This is a genomic window from Bradyrhizobium rifense (assembly GCF_008123425.1).
GTDB classification, from domain to species: Bacteria; Pseudomonadota; Alphaproteobacteria; order Rhizobiales; family Xanthobacteraceae; genus Bradyrhizobium; species Bradyrhizobium rifense.
Genome location: NZ_VSSS01000087.1, coordinates 34,042 through 48,031, shown reverse-complemented (window position 1 = coordinate 48,031; position 13,990 = coordinate 34,042). Strand labels below are relative to the sequence as shown.

19 protein-coding genes and 1 tRNA gene are annotated in these 13,990 nt (G+C 63.7%); 9 read left to right on the top strand and 11 right to left on the bottom strand.

Going from position 1 to position 13,990, the window contains the following annotated elements:
* Positions 1-332: 332 nt before the first annotated feature.
* Together FXB40_RS43615 and FXB40_RS43610 are read right to left on the bottom strand one after the other, a co-directional pair.
* Positions 333-818 (bottom strand): hypothetical protein, encoded by a 486-nt coding sequence (locus FXB40_RS43615; RefSeq protein WP_148778402.1) that lies wholly within the window; start codon positions 816-818, stop codon positions 333-335.
* A 43-nt stretch (positions 819-861) separates the two neighbouring features.
* Positions 862-1,347, bottom strand: a complete 486-nt coding sequence (locus FXB40_RS43610) for a hypothetical protein (RefSeq protein ID WP_148778401.1) — start codon at positions 1,345-1,347, stop codon at positions 862-864.
* Positions 1,348-1,652: 305 nt separating this feature from the next.
* On the opposite strand from FXB40_RS43610, the gene FXB40_RS43605 reads away from it, so the two are divergent.
* Together FXB40_RS43605 and FXB40_RS43600 are read left to right on the top strand one after the other, a co-directional pair.
* Positions 1,653-2,105, top strand: coding sequence for a hypothetical protein (locus tag FXB40_RS43605; RefSeq protein ID WP_148778400.1), 453 nt, complete (start codon positions 1,653-1,655; stop codon positions 2,103-2,105).
* A 172-nt stretch (positions 2,106-2,277) separates the two neighbouring features.
* Positions 2,278-2,352, top strand: a tRNA-Thr gene (locus tag FXB40_RS43600).
* Between the two features lie 17 nt (positions 2,353-2,369).
* On the opposite strand, the gene FXB40_RS43595 is transcribed toward FXB40_RS43600, so the two are convergent.
* Entirely contained in the window at positions 2,370-2,789 is a 420-nt protein-coding gene (locus FXB40_RS43595; protein WP_148778399.1) for a GFA family protein, read from the bottom strand.
* A 125-nt stretch (positions 2,790-2,914) separates the two neighbouring features.
* Between FXB40_RS43595 and FXB40_RS43590 the strand changes: the two genes are divergently transcribed.
* Entirely contained in the window at positions 2,915-3,181 is a 267-nt protein-coding gene (locus FXB40_RS43590; RefSeq protein WP_148778398.1) for a hypothetical protein, read from the top strand.
* 15 nt (positions 3,182-3,196) lie between these two features.
* Here FXB40_RS43590 and FXB40_RS43585 read toward each other — a convergent pair whose 3' ends face one another.
* The gene (locus FXB40_RS43585; protein WP_148778397.1) at positions 3,197-3,904 is read right to left on the bottom strand and encodes a class I SAM-dependent methyltransferase; all 708 of its coding nucleotides are present in this window, start codon (positions 3,902-3,904) and stop codon (positions 3,197-3,199) included.
* 86 nt (positions 3,905-3,990) lie between these two features.
* Here FXB40_RS43585 and FXB40_RS43580 point away from each other — a divergent pair, with 86 nt between their 5' ends.
* Entirely contained in the window at positions 3,991-4,746 is a 756-nt protein-coding gene (locus FXB40_RS43580; protein ID WP_246208330.1) for a dienelactone hydrolase family protein, read from the top strand.
* 2 nt (positions 4,747-4,748) lie between these two features.
* Here the strand turns inward: FXB40_RS43580 and FXB40_RS43575 are convergent, their stop codons facing one another.
* Both FXB40_RS43575 and FXB40_RS43570 read right to left on the bottom strand, forming a co-directional pair.
* Entirely contained in the window at positions 4,749-5,468 is a 720-nt protein-coding gene (locus tag FXB40_RS43575; RefSeq protein WP_148778396.1) for a class I SAM-dependent methyltransferase, read from the bottom strand.
* Positions 5,469-5,734: 266 nt separating this feature from the next.
* Complete coding sequence (locus tag FXB40_RS43570) at positions 5,735-7,432, bottom strand: methyl-accepting chemotaxis protein (RefSeq protein WP_148778395.1); 1,698 nt, start codon at positions 7,430-7,432, stop codon at positions 5,735-5,737.
* Positions 7,433-7,661: 229 nt separating this feature from the next.
* Between FXB40_RS43570 and FXB40_RS43565 the strand changes: the two genes are divergently transcribed.
* Positions 7,662-7,880, top strand: coding sequence for a hypothetical protein (locus FXB40_RS43565; protein ID WP_148778394.1), 219 nt, complete (start codon positions 7,662-7,664; stop codon positions 7,878-7,880).
* Between the two features lie 7 nt (positions 7,881-7,887).
* Here the strand turns inward: FXB40_RS43565 and FXB40_RS48510 are convergent, their stop codons facing one another.
* Complete coding sequence (locus FXB40_RS48510) at positions 7,888-8,052, bottom strand: hypothetical protein (protein WP_187437538.1); 165 nt, start codon at positions 8,050-8,052, stop codon at positions 7,888-7,890.
* A gap of 105 nt (positions 8,053-8,157) precedes the next feature.
* Here FXB40_RS48510 and FXB40_RS43560 point away from each other — a divergent pair, with 105 nt between their 5' ends.
* A complete protein-coding gene (locus FXB40_RS43560) occupies positions 8,158-8,550 on the top strand; it encodes a hypothetical protein (RefSeq protein WP_148778393.1) in 393 nt (130 codons plus the stop codon).
* 334 nt (positions 8,551-8,884) lie between these two features.
* Positions 8,885-9,139 carry a hypothetical protein gene (locus FXB40_RS43555; protein ID WP_148778392.1) on the top strand — a complete coding sequence of 85 codons (255 nt, stop codon included), beginning with the start codon at positions 8,885-8,887 and terminating at the stop codon, positions 9,137-9,139.
* A 22-nt stretch (positions 9,140-9,161) separates the two neighbouring features.
* Here FXB40_RS43555 and FXB40_RS50255 read toward each other — a convergent pair whose 3' ends face one another.
* The 4 genes from FXB40_RS50255 to FXB40_RS43535 form a co-directional block, all read right to left on the bottom strand.
* A complete protein-coding gene (locus FXB40_RS50255) occupies positions 9,162-9,404 on the bottom strand; it encodes a DUF6719 family protein (protein ID WP_148778391.1) in 243 nt (80 codons plus the stop codon).
* Positions 9,405-9,658: 254 nt separating this feature from the next.
* A complete protein-coding gene (locus tag FXB40_RS43545; protein WP_187437537.1) occupies positions 9,659-10,366 on the bottom strand; it encodes an outer membrane protein in 708 nt (235 codons plus the stop codon).
* 286 nt (positions 10,367-10,652) lie between these two features.
* The gene (locus FXB40_RS43540) at positions 10,653-11,048 is read right to left on the bottom strand and encodes a hypothetical protein (RefSeq protein WP_148778406.1); all 396 of its coding nucleotides are present in this window, start codon (positions 11,046-11,048) and stop codon (positions 10,653-10,655) included.
* Positions 11,049-11,275: 227 nt separating this feature from the next.
* Positions 11,276-11,695 (bottom strand): His-rich protein BRANT, encoded by a 420-nt coding sequence (locus FXB40_RS43535; protein ID WP_148778389.1) that lies wholly within the window; start codon positions 11,693-11,695, stop codon positions 11,276-11,278.
* Positions 11,696-11,946: 251 nt separating this feature from the next.
* Here FXB40_RS43535 and FXB40_RS43530 point away from each other — a divergent pair, with 251 nt between their 5' ends.
* Both FXB40_RS43530 and FXB40_RS43525 read left to right on the top strand, forming a co-directional pair.
* Complete coding sequence (locus FXB40_RS43530) at positions 11,947-12,489, top strand: tetratricopeptide repeat protein (RefSeq protein WP_148778388.1); 543 nt, start codon at positions 11,947-11,949, stop codon at positions 12,487-12,489.
* Positions 12,490-12,597: 108 nt separating this feature from the next.
* Entirely contained in the window at positions 12,598-13,977 is a 1,380-nt protein-coding gene (locus tag FXB40_RS43525) for a serine hydrolase domain-containing protein (RefSeq protein WP_148778387.1), read from the top strand.
* Positions 13,978-13,990 lie beyond the last annotated feature (13 nt).

Below are 13,990 nucleotides of genomic sequence, written 5' to 3'. Positions count from 1 at the left end.
CGACATAGTCCTCAATCCGCGCAGGCAGAAGACTGGGTTGCTCCCGGCTCTCGCCGGTCTTGAATGTGCGATTCGCCATAAGACGAATCCTACATCAACTCCCAAAAAACTTGCCCAGCCTCGACGGGTCAAGCGCATTTCTGTTTTTCGGAAAAACTCGGGCTCGATCAACGAGGCAATGCGCGATGATCCCTCATCTCGATCCCGTTGCGCTTCAAGTCCTTGATTTCGCTATCCGCGGCTACTGTGCATGGGGGTTGTTTTGGAGACAAAACGAAACGCCCGTCCGCATCACGCGGACGGGCGCTTCATTGGGCGCAACCGATCAGAGATCAGTAATAGCGGCGCAGCACGCGGTGGCCGCCGTAATACGGCGCGGGCGCGTAGCGATGGGCGTAGCCATAGCGCGGGCCATAGCCGTAATGCGTCCGCGGCAGATAGCCGTAGCGCGGGCCGTAGCCGTAGCGATACGGACGGTAGTACGGGCGGTGATGATAGGCAGCCGCGCGATAGCCATAGCCGTAGCCATAATTGGCGGGCGCGACGACCGCGTCTTCCTGGTAGGTCGGAGTCGGCGCGAAGGCGCCCGGACCGGTGTAGGTCGGGCCCTGGTTGACGTAGTAATATTGCGAGGTCGGCTCCGCGAGGCGCTCATAACCATAACCGGCGCCGTAGCCATAACCGCCGCAACCGGTGTTGCAGCCGGAATAGACCGGGGCAACCGGCTGGCACGGGTTGAAGCCGCAGGCCATGGCGGGCGCAGCGCCCACGAACATCACGGCAGCCGCCGCGACCAGTCCCGAAATCATCTGACGCATTACTCTCTCCTGTTGATTTTCGTTTTTTGGATTTGGACGTTTCTTAACCCGGCGGCTTGCCGGGCATTTCTGCATGCGGCCGTGGTCGACGGCGCCGTGGCTGGTCGTTGATCTCAGGCGCGAGAATCACCGGCGGTGGATTGACCGGTACATCCATTTGCGGCGGCAGCGGCGCGGACGACGCGCCCCAGCTCTGGTGATAGCTCTCTGCCGGCTGCGGCAATTTGCGGTTCGCGGGCGGCTCGATCTCGAGGCGGCCATAGCCGGGCTGCAAGCCCATGCTCGGATAATAATGGCCGACATCGGTGGGCTGCCGCTCGGCCACGTAGCGCCCGCCATAGATCGTGGGCTGTACCTGGACGTTCTTTCCCAGGCCCCAGACACCTTCGACGACGCTATAGGACGCATCGATATTGTTGATGATGATGGGCACGCCGGGACGGCTGGGCACGACGATATCGAAGCCGCCACCGGCAAAGGCCGTTGCGGGCAGTCCGATCAAAAAGGCCGCGAGCGCGGATGCGCGCATGGAAGTATTCCGGTTGTCCGGATCACAACCTAACGGATTGCAGCGTAGAGAGGGTTAAGGCGCGTTGACCAAATTCCGGTAAGCCTAACGCGTAAGGATCGCGCGCCGCTCAAATGCCGCGAAGCACGCTAGTGAAGCGTTAACGGGAGAGGCAGCCGTTACACCGCTCAAGTGGACAAGGTTGCTTGGCACGGATTGCACATCCTGAGCGGGCTCACGTCGATGTGACCCGGCGGGCCAGAAAACGCGGAACGACAGCGTCACATCGCGCTTAGCACAGGTCTCAACAACATGGAGAGAATGCCATGACGAGCCTGAAGCTTCTTGGCTTGGCCGCAATCGTTGCGTCCACGCTGGCCACACCAGCCTTCGCGCAAACTGCAGCCGATAATGCAGCCCGCTGCTCGGGATTGTTCCAGGATCCCGCTTGCCAAAATCTCAGCCCCGGCAATCCCACCACGGATCGCGCCTATCGCCGCCGGCACATGGCCCATCGGCAAGTGAACCCGAATGATCAGGGACAATCGGGCTTCTGGCCGGTCGACGCGGCAGGGGCGGTGGCGGGCGCCGCCGTCGGCACCGCAGCAACGGTCGCCGCCGCGCCGTTCCAGGGCTGGGGCAATTCCTATGCGAGCTACGACCGCAGCGGGCCCGGCTGGTATGGCAATTGGGATGCCTATGCCGCCCGCAACGGCATCGTGTGCAGGCCCGGCACGTGGTTCAAGGGTGACGACGGCCGGCAGCACCTCTGCCAGTAGGCCTCAAAACTCAGTCGAAATGGCTCAGGCGGCCCCAAAAAGGGGCCGCCTGTTTCATGCCGGCCGACGCCACCGCGGGTTCTGGCACTTCCCGGACAAGTCTGGTATTGCGATCGCGCATAAACGGATGCGCCGGCGCCAGCCGGCAACCCGGATGGGTTCCTTGCAAGTGGCCGGCTTAGCTCAGCGGTAGAGCAGCGGTTTTGTAAACCGAAGGTCGGGGGTTCAATCCCCTCAGCCGGCACCACGCTCGATGCGCGTTCGTCAGCTCGACGTCTTCCGCAGGCTGCCTTGTTGAAGATGCTCGACGCCCGCGCCGTCGATAGTCACCCACACATGCTTCGACCGCTCGAAGACCGATTTGATTGGCGCCGCGAAATTCGGGTCAGCGATTGCGCCGACGGCGACGCCGATCATGGCCGGCAGATTGTCGGCCTTCCAATAAACGGTCGAGCCGCAGTCAGGACAAAAATAGGAGCGGACCGTGCCGCCGCTCTCGGCGGGACGCGCATATTCCTTCGGTGTCCCTGAAATCGTGACGGAATCGGCCGAATAGAACGCACCGACGCCAAAGGGCGCGCCGCTCCGCCGCTGGCATTCGATACAGTGACAGGCCGCGACCAGATTGGTCGGTCCCGGAAGCGAAACTACGACTGCGCCACAACTGCATCTGGCATCGATCATCAATCACACTCCTTGCGTCTATTGCTTCGATGTCCGGAGGTTCTAATCCGGCAAATTTCTCATGGCCTCATGCGCAACCCTCCACGTCCCGCTCCGTATCTCGAACCGGCGGAATCGGAGCTCGCATGGCTATTTTGACAGACGAAGAAAATCTGGCCGTTCAGGCCAAACTCAATTTTGTCCTCGGTGCCAAGACATACGATACATATTTCCAGGGGTTTCACTGCGGGGAACTGTCCGACGGGATCATCACCGCCTACGCCAAGAGCGAGTACATGGCCGGTGTCATCAGCGCTGAATTCAGCGGCGATATCGCGAAGGCGATCGAAAGCATTGTCGGACAACGCGTGACGGGCGTACTGGTCCTGCCGCATCGCACGTCACGGCGATGATGGCCGAGTGCCCTGTCAGACAGACTCTGCACCGCCTTCAGGCAAGTCATCGAACCGCCAGAGCCCGATACTCTTGTCGCGCCAGCCGCCATCACCCTCGTCGCAGCGCTCATCGATCAGTTCGCGCGGGGGCGGCCAGTGGAACGGCGCCTTGGTCATGTTGAGCGCGCGCCAGTCGCCGTCCTCGCAATCGCCATTGTCCTCCCACTCCGGAAACGTCGTCACCAGCAGGAATTGTGCGCCGCTTGCGCGAAAGCAAGCGACGGCGCGCGCGATGTTCTGGAAGCTCAGATGCACGAGGCAGTCGCGGCACAGGATGACGTCGCAACCCGGCAGCGGATCGCGCGTGATGTCGGCGACCAGAAAACGCCCGTGTACTTCGCCTCGCCCCACGCGCGCCATGTTGGCCGCGATCAGCGACGGCACGATGTCGATGCCGGTATAATCGACATCGAGTTTGATACTGCCGATCCAGCCAGCATCGCCGCATGGCGCATCGAGCAGCGAACGTGCACCGAGCCGCTGCAACAGGGCGGGCAGCGTCTCGCGGATCCCCGCGGTGGCGCGATCCTCTGAGCCGAGACCCGAGACCGACGTCGCAGCACCCCACAGGTTGGTTCGTTCGATCCGCTCGAAGCGCGCGGCGAGGTCGAGGCCGGCAAAATTCTCGCGGTCGGCAACGAACCGCTCATGGGCGAGCACGGAGGGACGATGGGAGATCATCGGGAAAACTCGCGTCAAGATTCCGTCGCAAGCATACTATACGCGCGAGGGATTCAATCCGGAATCTCTCTCGAGCGAGTTCGCTGATGATCACCCGCCGGACGGCCCTGGCCGGCCTTGCCACCATGCTCTCGCCCATCGCCACACACGGCGCTCCCGGCGAAGAGTTCAAGGTCACCTCCGGCGGCGACAGCCTCTCCGTATCGCGTTTTGCGGCGGCCGGATCGGAGAGGCGTCCCGCTGTGATCGCGCTGCACGGCGCCCGCGGCATCGAGATCAAGGCCGGCGCTTACGAGCGATATGCGGACGCGCTGACGGCACAAGGCATCGACACCTATTTTCTCCGCTACATGACGCCGGCCGACATGGCTGCGTTGACGTCCGCCGCGCATGAGAGCCGCGAAGCCTATGAGACGACGCGGTTCGACGGCTGGGCCGATACGGTCGCGGCCACGGTGACGGCCGTCCTCGATCGCTCCGACAGTTCGGGACGCATCGGCCTGCTCGGCTTCTCGCTGGGCAGCTACATCGCCGCCGAGGCCGCCGCGCGCGACAGCCGCATTGCAGCCCTCGCGGTACTCTATGGCGGCATGCCCCAGGCGATGGCTACTAAGGTCAAGCACCTGCCGCCTCTGATCGCGCTGCACGGCGAAGCGGACAAGAATGTCCCGATCGCGGAAGGTCGGCAACTGGTCGCGCTCGGCAAGTTGGTCGGCGCCGAGACCGAATTCGTGTCCTATCCAGGCAAAGCCCACGGCTTTGATTTCTCGAACACCGACCCGATGACCCAGGATGCGATCGATCGGGTCACGCGGTTCTTCCAGGCCAAGCTCGCGGTCTGAGCTTAGTCCGGCTTCTGCCACTCCATGATGTGGAAGAAGGGCACGCGGCGGTGACGCGCAATTCTGTCGGGATCGCCGCCTGAGGGCTCCGGTTCGGCGAACAGGCGCAACTGAAGTCCCTGATCGAGCAGCAGCGTCATGTAAGTGCTGAGCGGACGATGCCAGTTCTGGAGCCGGATGCCGTTCCAGCTCACCCAGATCGACCGCTCATCCATGTAGTGAGCAATCGAGAAGCGTGCGACGCCTTCGCCGTCGTGCGTCCAGCCGTCAGGCTGGCCTGCGGTGTTGAAGCTCGTGAGGTTGGCGATCAGCAGCGTGCCGCTCGGCCGCAGCGCGGCCGCCATCTTCGCGATCGCCGCCGCGAGATCCGGCATGTCGATCAGACTGAGATAGCTGACAACCAGATCGAACTCCGCTTCGACCTTCATCGTCTCGGCACAGCCGAGCCGATAATCACCATACGGGTCCAATTCGCGGGCCCGCGCCAGGAGCGCTTCGGTCGGATCAACGCCGGTGGTGCGGATGCCGGCGCGCTGCATGATGCGGCAGAACCGCCCTTCCCCGCAGCCGAAGTCGAGCGCATTGCGGAAGCCGCGCCCCTCGACGCGCGCCCGCATCGGTGCATCCAACACGAAGCGGCGGCCATAGTCACCGTGCTCGCCCTGCTCGACGATCCATGCAGACGCCGACGCGGCCCAGCCGTCACTGACGTCATCGCTCATGGCGTAGCCTTCGGGAATGGAGTTGGCCGCTTTGCGCCGCGGGGACGGCTACTGACCACAGATTGGATCAGAGTTCAACATGAGGTAGAGTGCGGGCAGCATGCCTTCCAACACCGGCCGAGAAAACGCCAAGATCATCGCCGGAGCGGTCGCAGCCGTCGTGGCGACGGCTTTCCTTTTCGTGATCGCGACGGCGTTCTTGCTGCCGCAATAGGAGCGGCGGCGTGCCGGCGGCACTAGGCCGCCGGACCTTACGTCGCGCGAGCTCAGGCCGCGCGCACCGTCCGCAGGAATTTTCCGACCTCGTCCTTCAGCCGGGTGCTGTCGGTCGCCAGCATCTTCGCAGTCGAGAGCACCTGCGTGGACGCCGAGCCGGTCTCGGCCGCGCCGCGCTGGACGTCGGTGATGTTAGTCGAGACCTGCTGGGTACCATGAGCCGCCTGCTGCACGTTGCGGGCGATCTCCTGGGTCGCGGCGCCCTGCTCCTCGACGGCCGCGGCGATGGTCGAGGACACTTCCGACAGCCGCTCGATGGTCGCGGAGATGTCCCGGATCGCGTTGACGGATTCCTGCGTCGCGGTCTGGATGCCGGAAATCTGCTGGCTGATCTCGCCGGTTGCTTTGGCGGTCTGCTCCGCCAGCGTCTTCACCTCGGAGGCGACGACCGCAAAGCCGCGGCCGGCTTCTCCGGCACGCGCAGCCTCGATGGTCGCGTTCAGCGCCAAAAGATTGGTCTGGCCGGCAATGGTGTTGATCAGCTCGACGACGTCGCCGATCCGCGTCGCCGCGACCGAGAGCTCGCTGACCCGTTCGGTGGTGGTGCGGGCCTGATTGACGGCCTCGCTCGCCATCCGCGCGGATTCCTGCACTTGCCGGCTGATCTCGTTGACCGAGGACGACAGCTCCTCCGTCGCGGTCGCAACCGACTGGACGTTGCCGGTGGCCTCGCCCGAGGCAACCACGACGACCGAGGTCAACTCCTGCGCGCGCTGCGCAGTGGTTGCCAGCGTGGATGACGATGCTTCGAGCTCGGTGGATGCGGACCCAACGGTTTCGATGATCTCGCCCACCGCACGCTCAAAGCCGTCGGCCAGGTTGACCATGTCGCGGCGGCGCTGTTCGGCGGCGAGCTTCTCAGTCTCCGCTTGCGCCGCCTTGAGCCGCTCGACCTCGAGCGCGTTGGTCTTGAACACCTCGACCGTCCTGGCCATGTCGCCGATCTCGTCGCGGCGGTCCTTCTCGGCCACCTCGGTCTTGAGATCGTTGCGGGCGAGGCCCTCCATGGCGAGCTTGAGCCGAGCGATCGGCTGCGACATCGCCTTGAGACCGATGAACAGTGCGATCGCAATGCCCAGCACGAGACCACCGGCGCTGACGCCCATCACAGTCCATGTTGCGGATTTGGCGTCGCGGTCGATGGCTTCCTTGCGCTTGGCAACCGCCTGGGACGTCTCGGACACAAACTGGACAATGCGCGTCAGGGCCGCGTCGATCACCGGGTCGCACTCCTTGTGCGCACGGTCGGCAGCCTTGGCATTCTCCTCCGTGCTGTTCGCGGCAGCTCCGGCCTGAAGCACCGGATCGCAACTGGTGAACACGGCTTTCAACTGATTGCCGATGCTCCTGATCTCGGTCACGCGCGCCGGGTTGTCCTGCTCGGCCGCATCCAGGAATTGGCGAATTTCATCGCGGTTCTGGGTCGCGATCTTCAGGCGGTTGGCGTTGCCCGCCTCAGTCGTCTCGGTCATGACCGCATAGAGAGCCGCGTGATAGGTCTCGGCGCGGCGCTGGGCCCGCGTCAGGTTGAGCGCCGACGATTGCTCGGCGACAAGCTCGCCGAACCCGTCGACGGTCGCGGAGAGTTCGCGCGTACCGAATCCGGCGATGGCGACCATCGCACAGCCCATGACGGCCACGATCAGCGCAACCTTCAACACGATCTTCAAATTGTTCAAAAAACTCATCCCTGCCTTCCAATGATTTTCGGCCTACGCGACCGAAGCAGCCCCAGCGGCGCCATTGGAACCTGCCAATGTTAAAATTTAATACTAAATGGCAGGGGTGGCCTTACGAAAAAATAACGTTCCGGTGCTCGTCCGTAAGCTTGGCGCGTAAGGTCGGGGCGCCTTCACGGATGTCTGGTGCCGCGTGGGCGACTCGGAACCAATCGCTCGCGGCACCCGTTGTCGGCCCATGCGGATCAGGGAAGAAAACCGAAACGCGGTCCTGCTGAGCGCCGTCGCGCTGTGCTGTGCCGTCGTGACCGGCACGCTTGCGCTGTTCGAGCCGGTATTCGGGCAAGGCCCGGAGAAACAGGTCGCCGACAACCGGCCGATCGATGCCACAGCCGAGGTGCCGGTCCGGGTCGTCGGCGCCCCGTTCGTGTCCAACGTCAATCCACTCCAGCGCTAGCTTGCGATCAGGTCGGAGAGGCCTCTTGACCCTCCTCGGGCCGGGCATTGGCGCGCACCAGATTCTCGACGAACGCGATCACCTCCGCCCGCTTCTCAGGCGGCAATGACAGAAAGGCGCGCACGAGCCGCAGGCCCTGCGCTTCCTCCGACTGTTCGGCCCTGGAATCCATCCATCCAATGTCGGGCGTACGGGAAAAATGTGCAATCCCTTGCAGACAGCCTGCTTGATTCGGCGCCCCGGCTTTGATGGAATAGCTCTAACAGGGTGGTGGATCATGAAGTGGATCAGGGAGCGCGACGCGCTGATCGCGCAGACACTGGCCTTCGTCCAATCGGTTTCCGGCAAGAAGGACGACATCCGTCAGCCGGATACCGTTGCGGCTGCGCCAGTCCTGGCGGCAGAGATCGTCTCCGTCCGGGCGGTGACCGTCGCGTTCGAGCCACTGCAAGCGGATCCGCCGCCGCCGGTCGCTCCGCCGCCCCAGCCGCCGCTGCCGGTCCCCCCGCCACGGATTGCTGGCGATTTCCGCAGCGAAATGCAGGCTCGCATCGCCAGTTTCAGAAAGCATCAGGAGCGGTTCGAGCGCGAGCGCGACGAGTATTGCGCGGCGACCCTGACCAAGCTGCGCGCCGCGATCCGCGATGCCGCCCCGCCGGCCCAAAAGTAGGGCCGGCCCGCCTACGACCAGGACCTTACAGCCAAGACCTTACAGCCACGACCACACCAGCCAGAGATTGGCTGCACAGGCACCGAAAAGTGCCAGCGTCAGTGGCAGAAGCATGTGCCCGCAGCAGGTTTTCAGGTCGGTCGTCATGGCCGGAAACATCCGCTGATTCCGCCAAACGAGTCCCAAAGTTTCTTTTTTTGGGGATTCAGGACTCGTTAAGGACTCAGGGCTCGGCTGCCCGACCCTCGCTCACGGCTGCCGATCACGGCCCCGTGATCAACCTGGAACCCCTCGCGCCATGAAGTCGTTAACGCGCTTTCCTGGAGCGGGAAGCATGCCCTACGCCCTGTTCTGCAACGACAGCCAGATCAGCAAAGCCTATCCGAGCGAGGCCGACGTCTGGAAACTCGCGCAACGGAGCGGCCTGGTCGTGGACGTCGGCACCGACGACGAGCGGCAGGGTCCGCGCCGGGTGCTCGACAATGATTATGAGATCAAATCGTGCCAGGCCGCCCAAGGCGAGGACCCCGCCAAGAACAAGGCGGAGGCCGACCGGGAATCCAGGATCGAGCTTCAGCTCAACTCGTGAGGCCGAAGGCTGGCCGAGTGCCTCAGGGCGTCGCGGTTGCCAGTGAGGCCTGCTCACCGGCAAGCGCCACGCAGGCCTTGCGGCGGTGCAACCCGCGGATTGCTCCCGTCACCTTCAGCACCTTGCCCGACGGACAGGAGGCGTCCTTCACGAAGGCCACCTCATAAGGTGCCAACATCAGAGGCTCGGATTTGAGGATTGTTTGGGCAGAGCACGGCAGGGCGATGAAGCACGAGACCACCGCCACCGACGCCAAGATACGCATGTTCGTTGTCCCACCAGCCCGGCAATTCAGTAATAACGCTTTCCGGAGCGCGAGTTCCGTAAGTCGCAAAAATTATTTTTGCTTTACCCGATCCCCGTGACACGCGTGAGAAGGCGCGCGCCAGACTGTTTGCTTGCAAATGACGCGCCAGATGGTTCACGCAAGGCAAACAAGAGGTCGGCATGGGGCCGGCAAACGAAAGGCCGGCGGGAAGCCGGCCTTTGTCAGATTGTGGTCGTGCCGTGCGCGGCGGATCAGTAGCGCGAGGCCGCCGGACCGCCCCAGCCGAAGCGGTAGTTCACACCGACCTTGACGGTATGCTCGTCCTCCCGGCCGCGGACGCCGACGACGTCGGCCGGACCGGATGTGATCGTCGTGCTGCCGAAGTTGTAATACTGGTATTCGGCCTTGGCCGACCAGTTCGGCGCGAACATGTATTCGAGGCCGGCGCCGACGGTGTAGCCGTCCTTGCTGTTGCCGGTCGTGGTAAAGGCTTGCGGCACGCCGGCGATGTTGACGCCGAGGCCGCCGTTGCGCCAGGCGTAACCGCCCTTGGCGTAGACCAGCGCCGGGCCCCAAGTGTAGCCGATGCGGCCGGTCACCGACCCGAGCTGGTCGGTGTTCGACGTCACCTGCGTCCCCAGCGGGAACGTGGCGCCGTTATTATTGGTCGGCAGCCAGGAATACTGGGCTTCGACACCGACCACCCAATTGGGCGCGAACTGGTAGTCGAAGCCGCCCTGCAGGCCGCCCAGGAAGCGGGCGTTGCTCGACTGGAAGCTGCTGTCGCCGGCGAACGCACCGCCGACATGGCCGCCGATATAGAAGCCGGTCCAGTTGTAGATCACCTGCGGCGGCGTGTAGGCCGGAGCCTTGGTGTAGGTGCGCGGCTGCATGTCCGCTGCGGCCGCCGGTGCGGCCAGCGCGAGCAGAGCTGCTGCACCGAGCAAAATCATCTTCATGGTCATCCCCGTTCTTTCAAATCGACCCTTAGGAAACAACGTGGCGTGAATTTGGTTGCTTCGCGGCAATGCCGGAACGTTGATCGTTCGTGACTGTGACGGAGCGGTAACATCGCGCTTTTGTTCCATCACGTTGGCCTGCGCCGACAGATTTTGTCGTCCGCACAAGTCCAGCCGTAACGATTTGTCGCAAGGCAAAACCGATCCGTTCAAAGCTCGCCGAAATGTGATCCAGCAACTCCGGCGGACCTTGTCCTAGCACCGCCCAATGAAGGCCGGCTTGGCGCTACCGCGTCATCTTTTCCAGTTCTGGAAAGGGTGCGTAAACCGCGCCAGCGCAGATCTCGTTGGCGCGATCGATGACGCGGTCGGCCCGGCCGTTGACGTAGACAATGGCGCGCTCACGCATCGCTTTGTAGGTGCCATCTGTCTCACGCGGCGTGAAGTGCAGGCAACTGACATAGAACTGCCGCCCGCCGATCTCCCGCTCCACCGGATCGGCCATGCTGGCGTCGCGCACGCCGACCGGATTGTTGAGATAGGCGCGCATCAGGGCCAGTGCGTCGGTGCGAAAATTATCGGGAAACGGCTGCGGCCCTCCGGCCTGGCCTCCCTCCATCAGCGATGGGCGATCACCATCGCTGCCGAAACAGGCCGCGAGCGCCAGAGGCAGCACAAGGATCGCCGCGCATTTCGTCAATCGCCCCAAGGGATCACATTCTCCAGCCAATCGGACTCGGAGATGTTTCTAGCTCCAAGGTTGTGCAAAAGGAATTCGCTTCCGCAAACGCTGCACCGGCCCGCCGCCAGCGCCTCGCGCTTGCGCGCGGGGCGTGACGAGCGAGCCGGGCCTGAACTCCGCACGCGGCAGCAGGGCAATCCAGGGATGCCGCCGCGCGGGGTCAGTCGTTAGCTGCGCTTCTCGGTGGTCACCGCCGGCTTGGTAAGGGCCGACGGCGTCTTCAGCGACTTCTTGGCCGACAGATGCTTGTGGTGATGGCGATGCGTCCGCACGGTCTTGTGCTCGTCCGGCGTGATCGCAGCGTTGGCGTTCATCGCCTTGGTCTTGGTATCGACCTTGGCATCGACCTTCACATCCGGCTTGGCGGTCGACTTGATGTCGGCGGTCTTGCCGTCCGTCTTGCCCTCAGTCTTGGCGTCGGCCTTGACGCCGGCGTCGGGCTTGGCGGCGGTGGTCGAGACCTTGCTCTTGGTCTGGTCCGCCTTGATCACCGGTGCAGTCGCCGTGGTCTTGCCGGCTTCAGCGGCGAAGGCCGGGGCTGCGATGACGGAAGCTGCGAGCAAGGCTGCGGAAATGGTCTTCAACATGGTTGGTCTCCTCTTGGAAGGATCTTGAGGCGGGCGCCCTCTCGCCAACCCTTCGATCATGGGTCAGAGCCTAGGGGGAGCGCACTGAACCCTGTCTGAAGCCCGCTGGCAGCTTCCGTTCATCTGGATGACAAGTTTGTCATCTGAGGAAATGCGAATAGACCGGGGTGCCGGGAATGTTTTTGCGTACCGGGTGTTCCGGTATTCGAGCAATCGTGTAGGATCGCCACGTTCCATACGGGAGAACTTCAATGCGCAAACTCTCAATGCTTGTTGTGCCGGGACTCGTCGCCATGTCGCTGGCGGCCGCACCGGTGCTAACCAGCGCCTATGCGGCGGGCAGCGATGAGCCCTCCACACCGCCGAAATCGGACAACTCGTCCAAGAAGGGCAAGAAGAAGAGCTCTTCCGTCAGTGATCCGAAATTCCTCGCGGCCTATCGCACCGCCTACACCACGATCTACGACAATCACGACTACACCGGCGCGATCGGCCAGCTGAAGTCGCTCAAGCGTGACGACGTCGCCGACGTCGCCAACCTGATCGGCTACTCCTATCGCAAGCTCGGCGACTACCAGTCGTCGAAGGTCTATTACGAGATCGCGCTGAAGGACGATCCGAACCACGTCCGCACCTGGCAGTATTTCGGCCTCTGGCAGCTCGAGCAGGGCAACCGCGAACAGGCACAGTATCACCTGAACAAGATCGCCATGCTCGCCGGCACCGACAGCTCCGAGTATCGCTCGCTGGCTGCCGCACTCGACAAGCCGACCGGCGCGACGCTCGTCTACTAAAGACATTGCATCTTCGCATCACGCGAACGGGCACAACCTTCCGGGTTGTGCCCGTTCTGCTTTCTCGGCTAGCTTCCCGCAACCGATCCCCTCGCAAATTGGTGCGCAATGGACACGTGGCTGCGATCCGCGATCGACTACATCGGCTCCTGGATCGAATTCCAGCAGACCACCTTCCCGCAGCCGGGCGTCATGGTCGCCTTCGTCCATCGCGGCGAGGTCGTCGCTGAGCAGGCGTTCGGTCTTGCCAATCTCGACACCGGCGAGAAGCTCACCCCGCGCCACCGCTTCCGCATCGCCTCGCACTCGAAGAGCTTTACCTCGGCCGGCATCATGAAGCTGCGCGAGCAGCGCAAGCTCAGGCTCGACGATCCCGTTGGCCAGTATGTGAGCGGCCTGCATCCGCGTGTGGCGGAGACCACGATTGCGCAGGTGCTCTCGCACAGCGCCGGGCTGACGCGCGACGGCGCCGATTCCGGTCAGTTCATCGACAGCCGTCCCTATCTCAACACCAGGGAGCTGCTCGCCGAGTTGAAGGGGCCTCCCGCGATCGAGCCCGGCACGCGCTTCAAATATTCCAATCACGGCTTTGGCCTGATGGGCCTCGTCATCGAAGCCGTGGCCAAGGAGCCCTACTCCGGCTGGATCAAGCGCGAGATCATCGAGCCTGCAGGCCTTCGCGAGACCGAGCCGAATACGCCGCTTCCCAGGGGCGCGCTGTTAGCGCGCGGCCATACGCGCAAGCTGCCGCTCGGCGAGCGCTGCGTCATCCCCGGCGATAATCCGGCGCACGCGATGGCATCCGCCGCGGGCTTCGTCGCCACCGCCGCTGACACCGCGCGTTTCTTTGCCCAGCTCGCCCCCAATGCCAGGAAAAGCGTGCTGTCAGTCGCGAGCCGCCGCGAGATGACGCGAAACCATTGGCGCGTCCCGCAAAGTTTCGAGGGCTATTACGGCCTCGGCGTCAACGCCGGCAAGACCGACGGCTGGGACTGGTTCGGCCATGGCGGCGGCTTCCAGGGCTACATCTCCCGGACCTGCTCCATCCCCGGATGCGAACTCGCGATCAGCATCCTCAGCAACTCCATCGACGGCGTGGCCCCGTTCTGGATGGACGGCGCGATGCAGATCCTGCGCGTGTTCAAGACCCGCGGCGCGCCCGACCGGCGCGTGCGAGACTGGACCGGCCGCTGGTGGACGATCTGGGGTGCGACCGACTTCGTGCCGATGGGCAACCGGGTGCTGATCGCCAATCCGCAGTTCAACAACCCGTTCATGGATGCCGCCGAGATCGAGGTCACCGGCCGCGACACCGGCAAGCTCGCCTGGGCAGCCGGCTATTCCAGCCATGGCGAGCCGGTGCGCCGCATCCGCGACAAGCGCGGCAAGGTCAGCGACATCTGGATCGCCGGCGCCAACGTCAAGCCGGCGGCCGTCGTGGCGCGCGAGATCGCGCGACGGTATCAGCCACACAAGAAGAAGCGATAGCGACTACGCGTCT

Bases quoted from the DNA above. Each gene is read 5' to 3' on its own strand.
- FXB40_RS43615 (WP_148778402.1), bottom strand. From the start codon at position 818: ATGCGTCAGATGATTTCGGGACTGGTCGCGGCGGCTGCCGTGATGTTC.
- FXB40_RS43610 (WP_148778401.1), bottom strand. From the start codon at position 1,347: ATGCGCGCATCCGCGCTCGCGGCCTTTTTGATCGGACTGCCCGCAACG.
- FXB40_RS43605 (WP_148778400.1), top strand. From the start codon at position 1,653: ATGACGAGCCTGAAGCTTCTTGGCTTGGCCGCAATCGTTGCGTCCACG.
- FXB40_RS43595 (WP_148778399.1), bottom strand. From the start codon at position 2,789: ATGATCGATGCCAGATGCAGTTGTGGCGCAGTCGTAGTTTCGCTTCCG.
- FXB40_RS43590 (WP_148778398.1), top strand. From the start codon at position 2,915: ATGGCTATTTTGACAGACGAAGAAAATCTGGCCGTTCAGGCCAAACTC.
- FXB40_RS43585 (WP_148778397.1), bottom strand. From the start codon at position 3,904: ATGATCTCCCATCGTCCCTCCGTGCTCGCCCATGAGCGGTTCGTTGCC.
- FXB40_RS43580 (WP_246208330.1), top strand. From the start codon at position 3,991: ATGATCACCCGCCGGACGGCCCTGGCCGGCCTTGCCACCATGCTCTCG.
- FXB40_RS43575 (WP_148778396.1), bottom strand. From the start codon at position 5,468: ATGAGCGATGACGTCAGTGACGGCTGGGCCGCGTCGGCGTCTGCATGG.
- FXB40_RS43570 (WP_148778395.1), bottom strand. From the start codon at position 7,432: ATGAGTTTTTTGAACAATTTGAAGATCGTGTTGAAGGTTGCGCTGATC.
- FXB40_RS43565 (WP_148778394.1), top strand. From the start codon at position 7,662: ATGCGGATCAGGGAAGAAAACCGAAACGCGGTCCTGCTGAGCGCCGTC.
- FXB40_RS48510 (WP_187437538.1), bottom strand. From the start codon at position 8,052: ATGGATTCCAGGGCCGAACAGTCGGAGGAAGCGCAGGGCCTGCGGCTC.
- FXB40_RS43560 (WP_148778393.1), top strand. From the start codon at position 8,158: ATGAAGTGGATCAGGGAGCGCGACGCGCTGATCGCGCAGACACTGGCC.
- FXB40_RS43555 (WP_148778392.1), top strand. From the start codon at position 8,885: ATGCCCTACGCCCTGTTCTGCAACGACAGCCAGATCAGCAAAGCCTAT.
- FXB40_RS50255 (WP_148778391.1), bottom strand. From the start codon at position 9,404: ATGCGTATCTTGGCGTCGGTGGCGGTGGTCTCGTGCTTCATCGCCCTG.
- FXB40_RS43545 (WP_187437537.1), bottom strand. From the start codon at position 10,366: ATGAAGATGATTTTGCTCGGTGCAGCAGCTCTGCTCGCGCTGGCCGCA.
- FXB40_RS43535 (WP_148778389.1), bottom strand. From the start codon at position 11,695: ATGTTGAAGACCATTTCCGCAGCCTTGCTCGCAGCTTCCGTCATCGCA.
- FXB40_RS43530 (WP_148778388.1), top strand. From the start codon at position 11,947: ATGCGCAAACTCTCAATGCTTGTTGTGCCGGGACTCGTCGCCATGTCG.
- FXB40_RS43525 (WP_148778387.1), top strand. From the start codon at position 12,598: ATGGACACGTGGCTGCGATCCGCGATCGACTACATCGGCTCCTGGATC.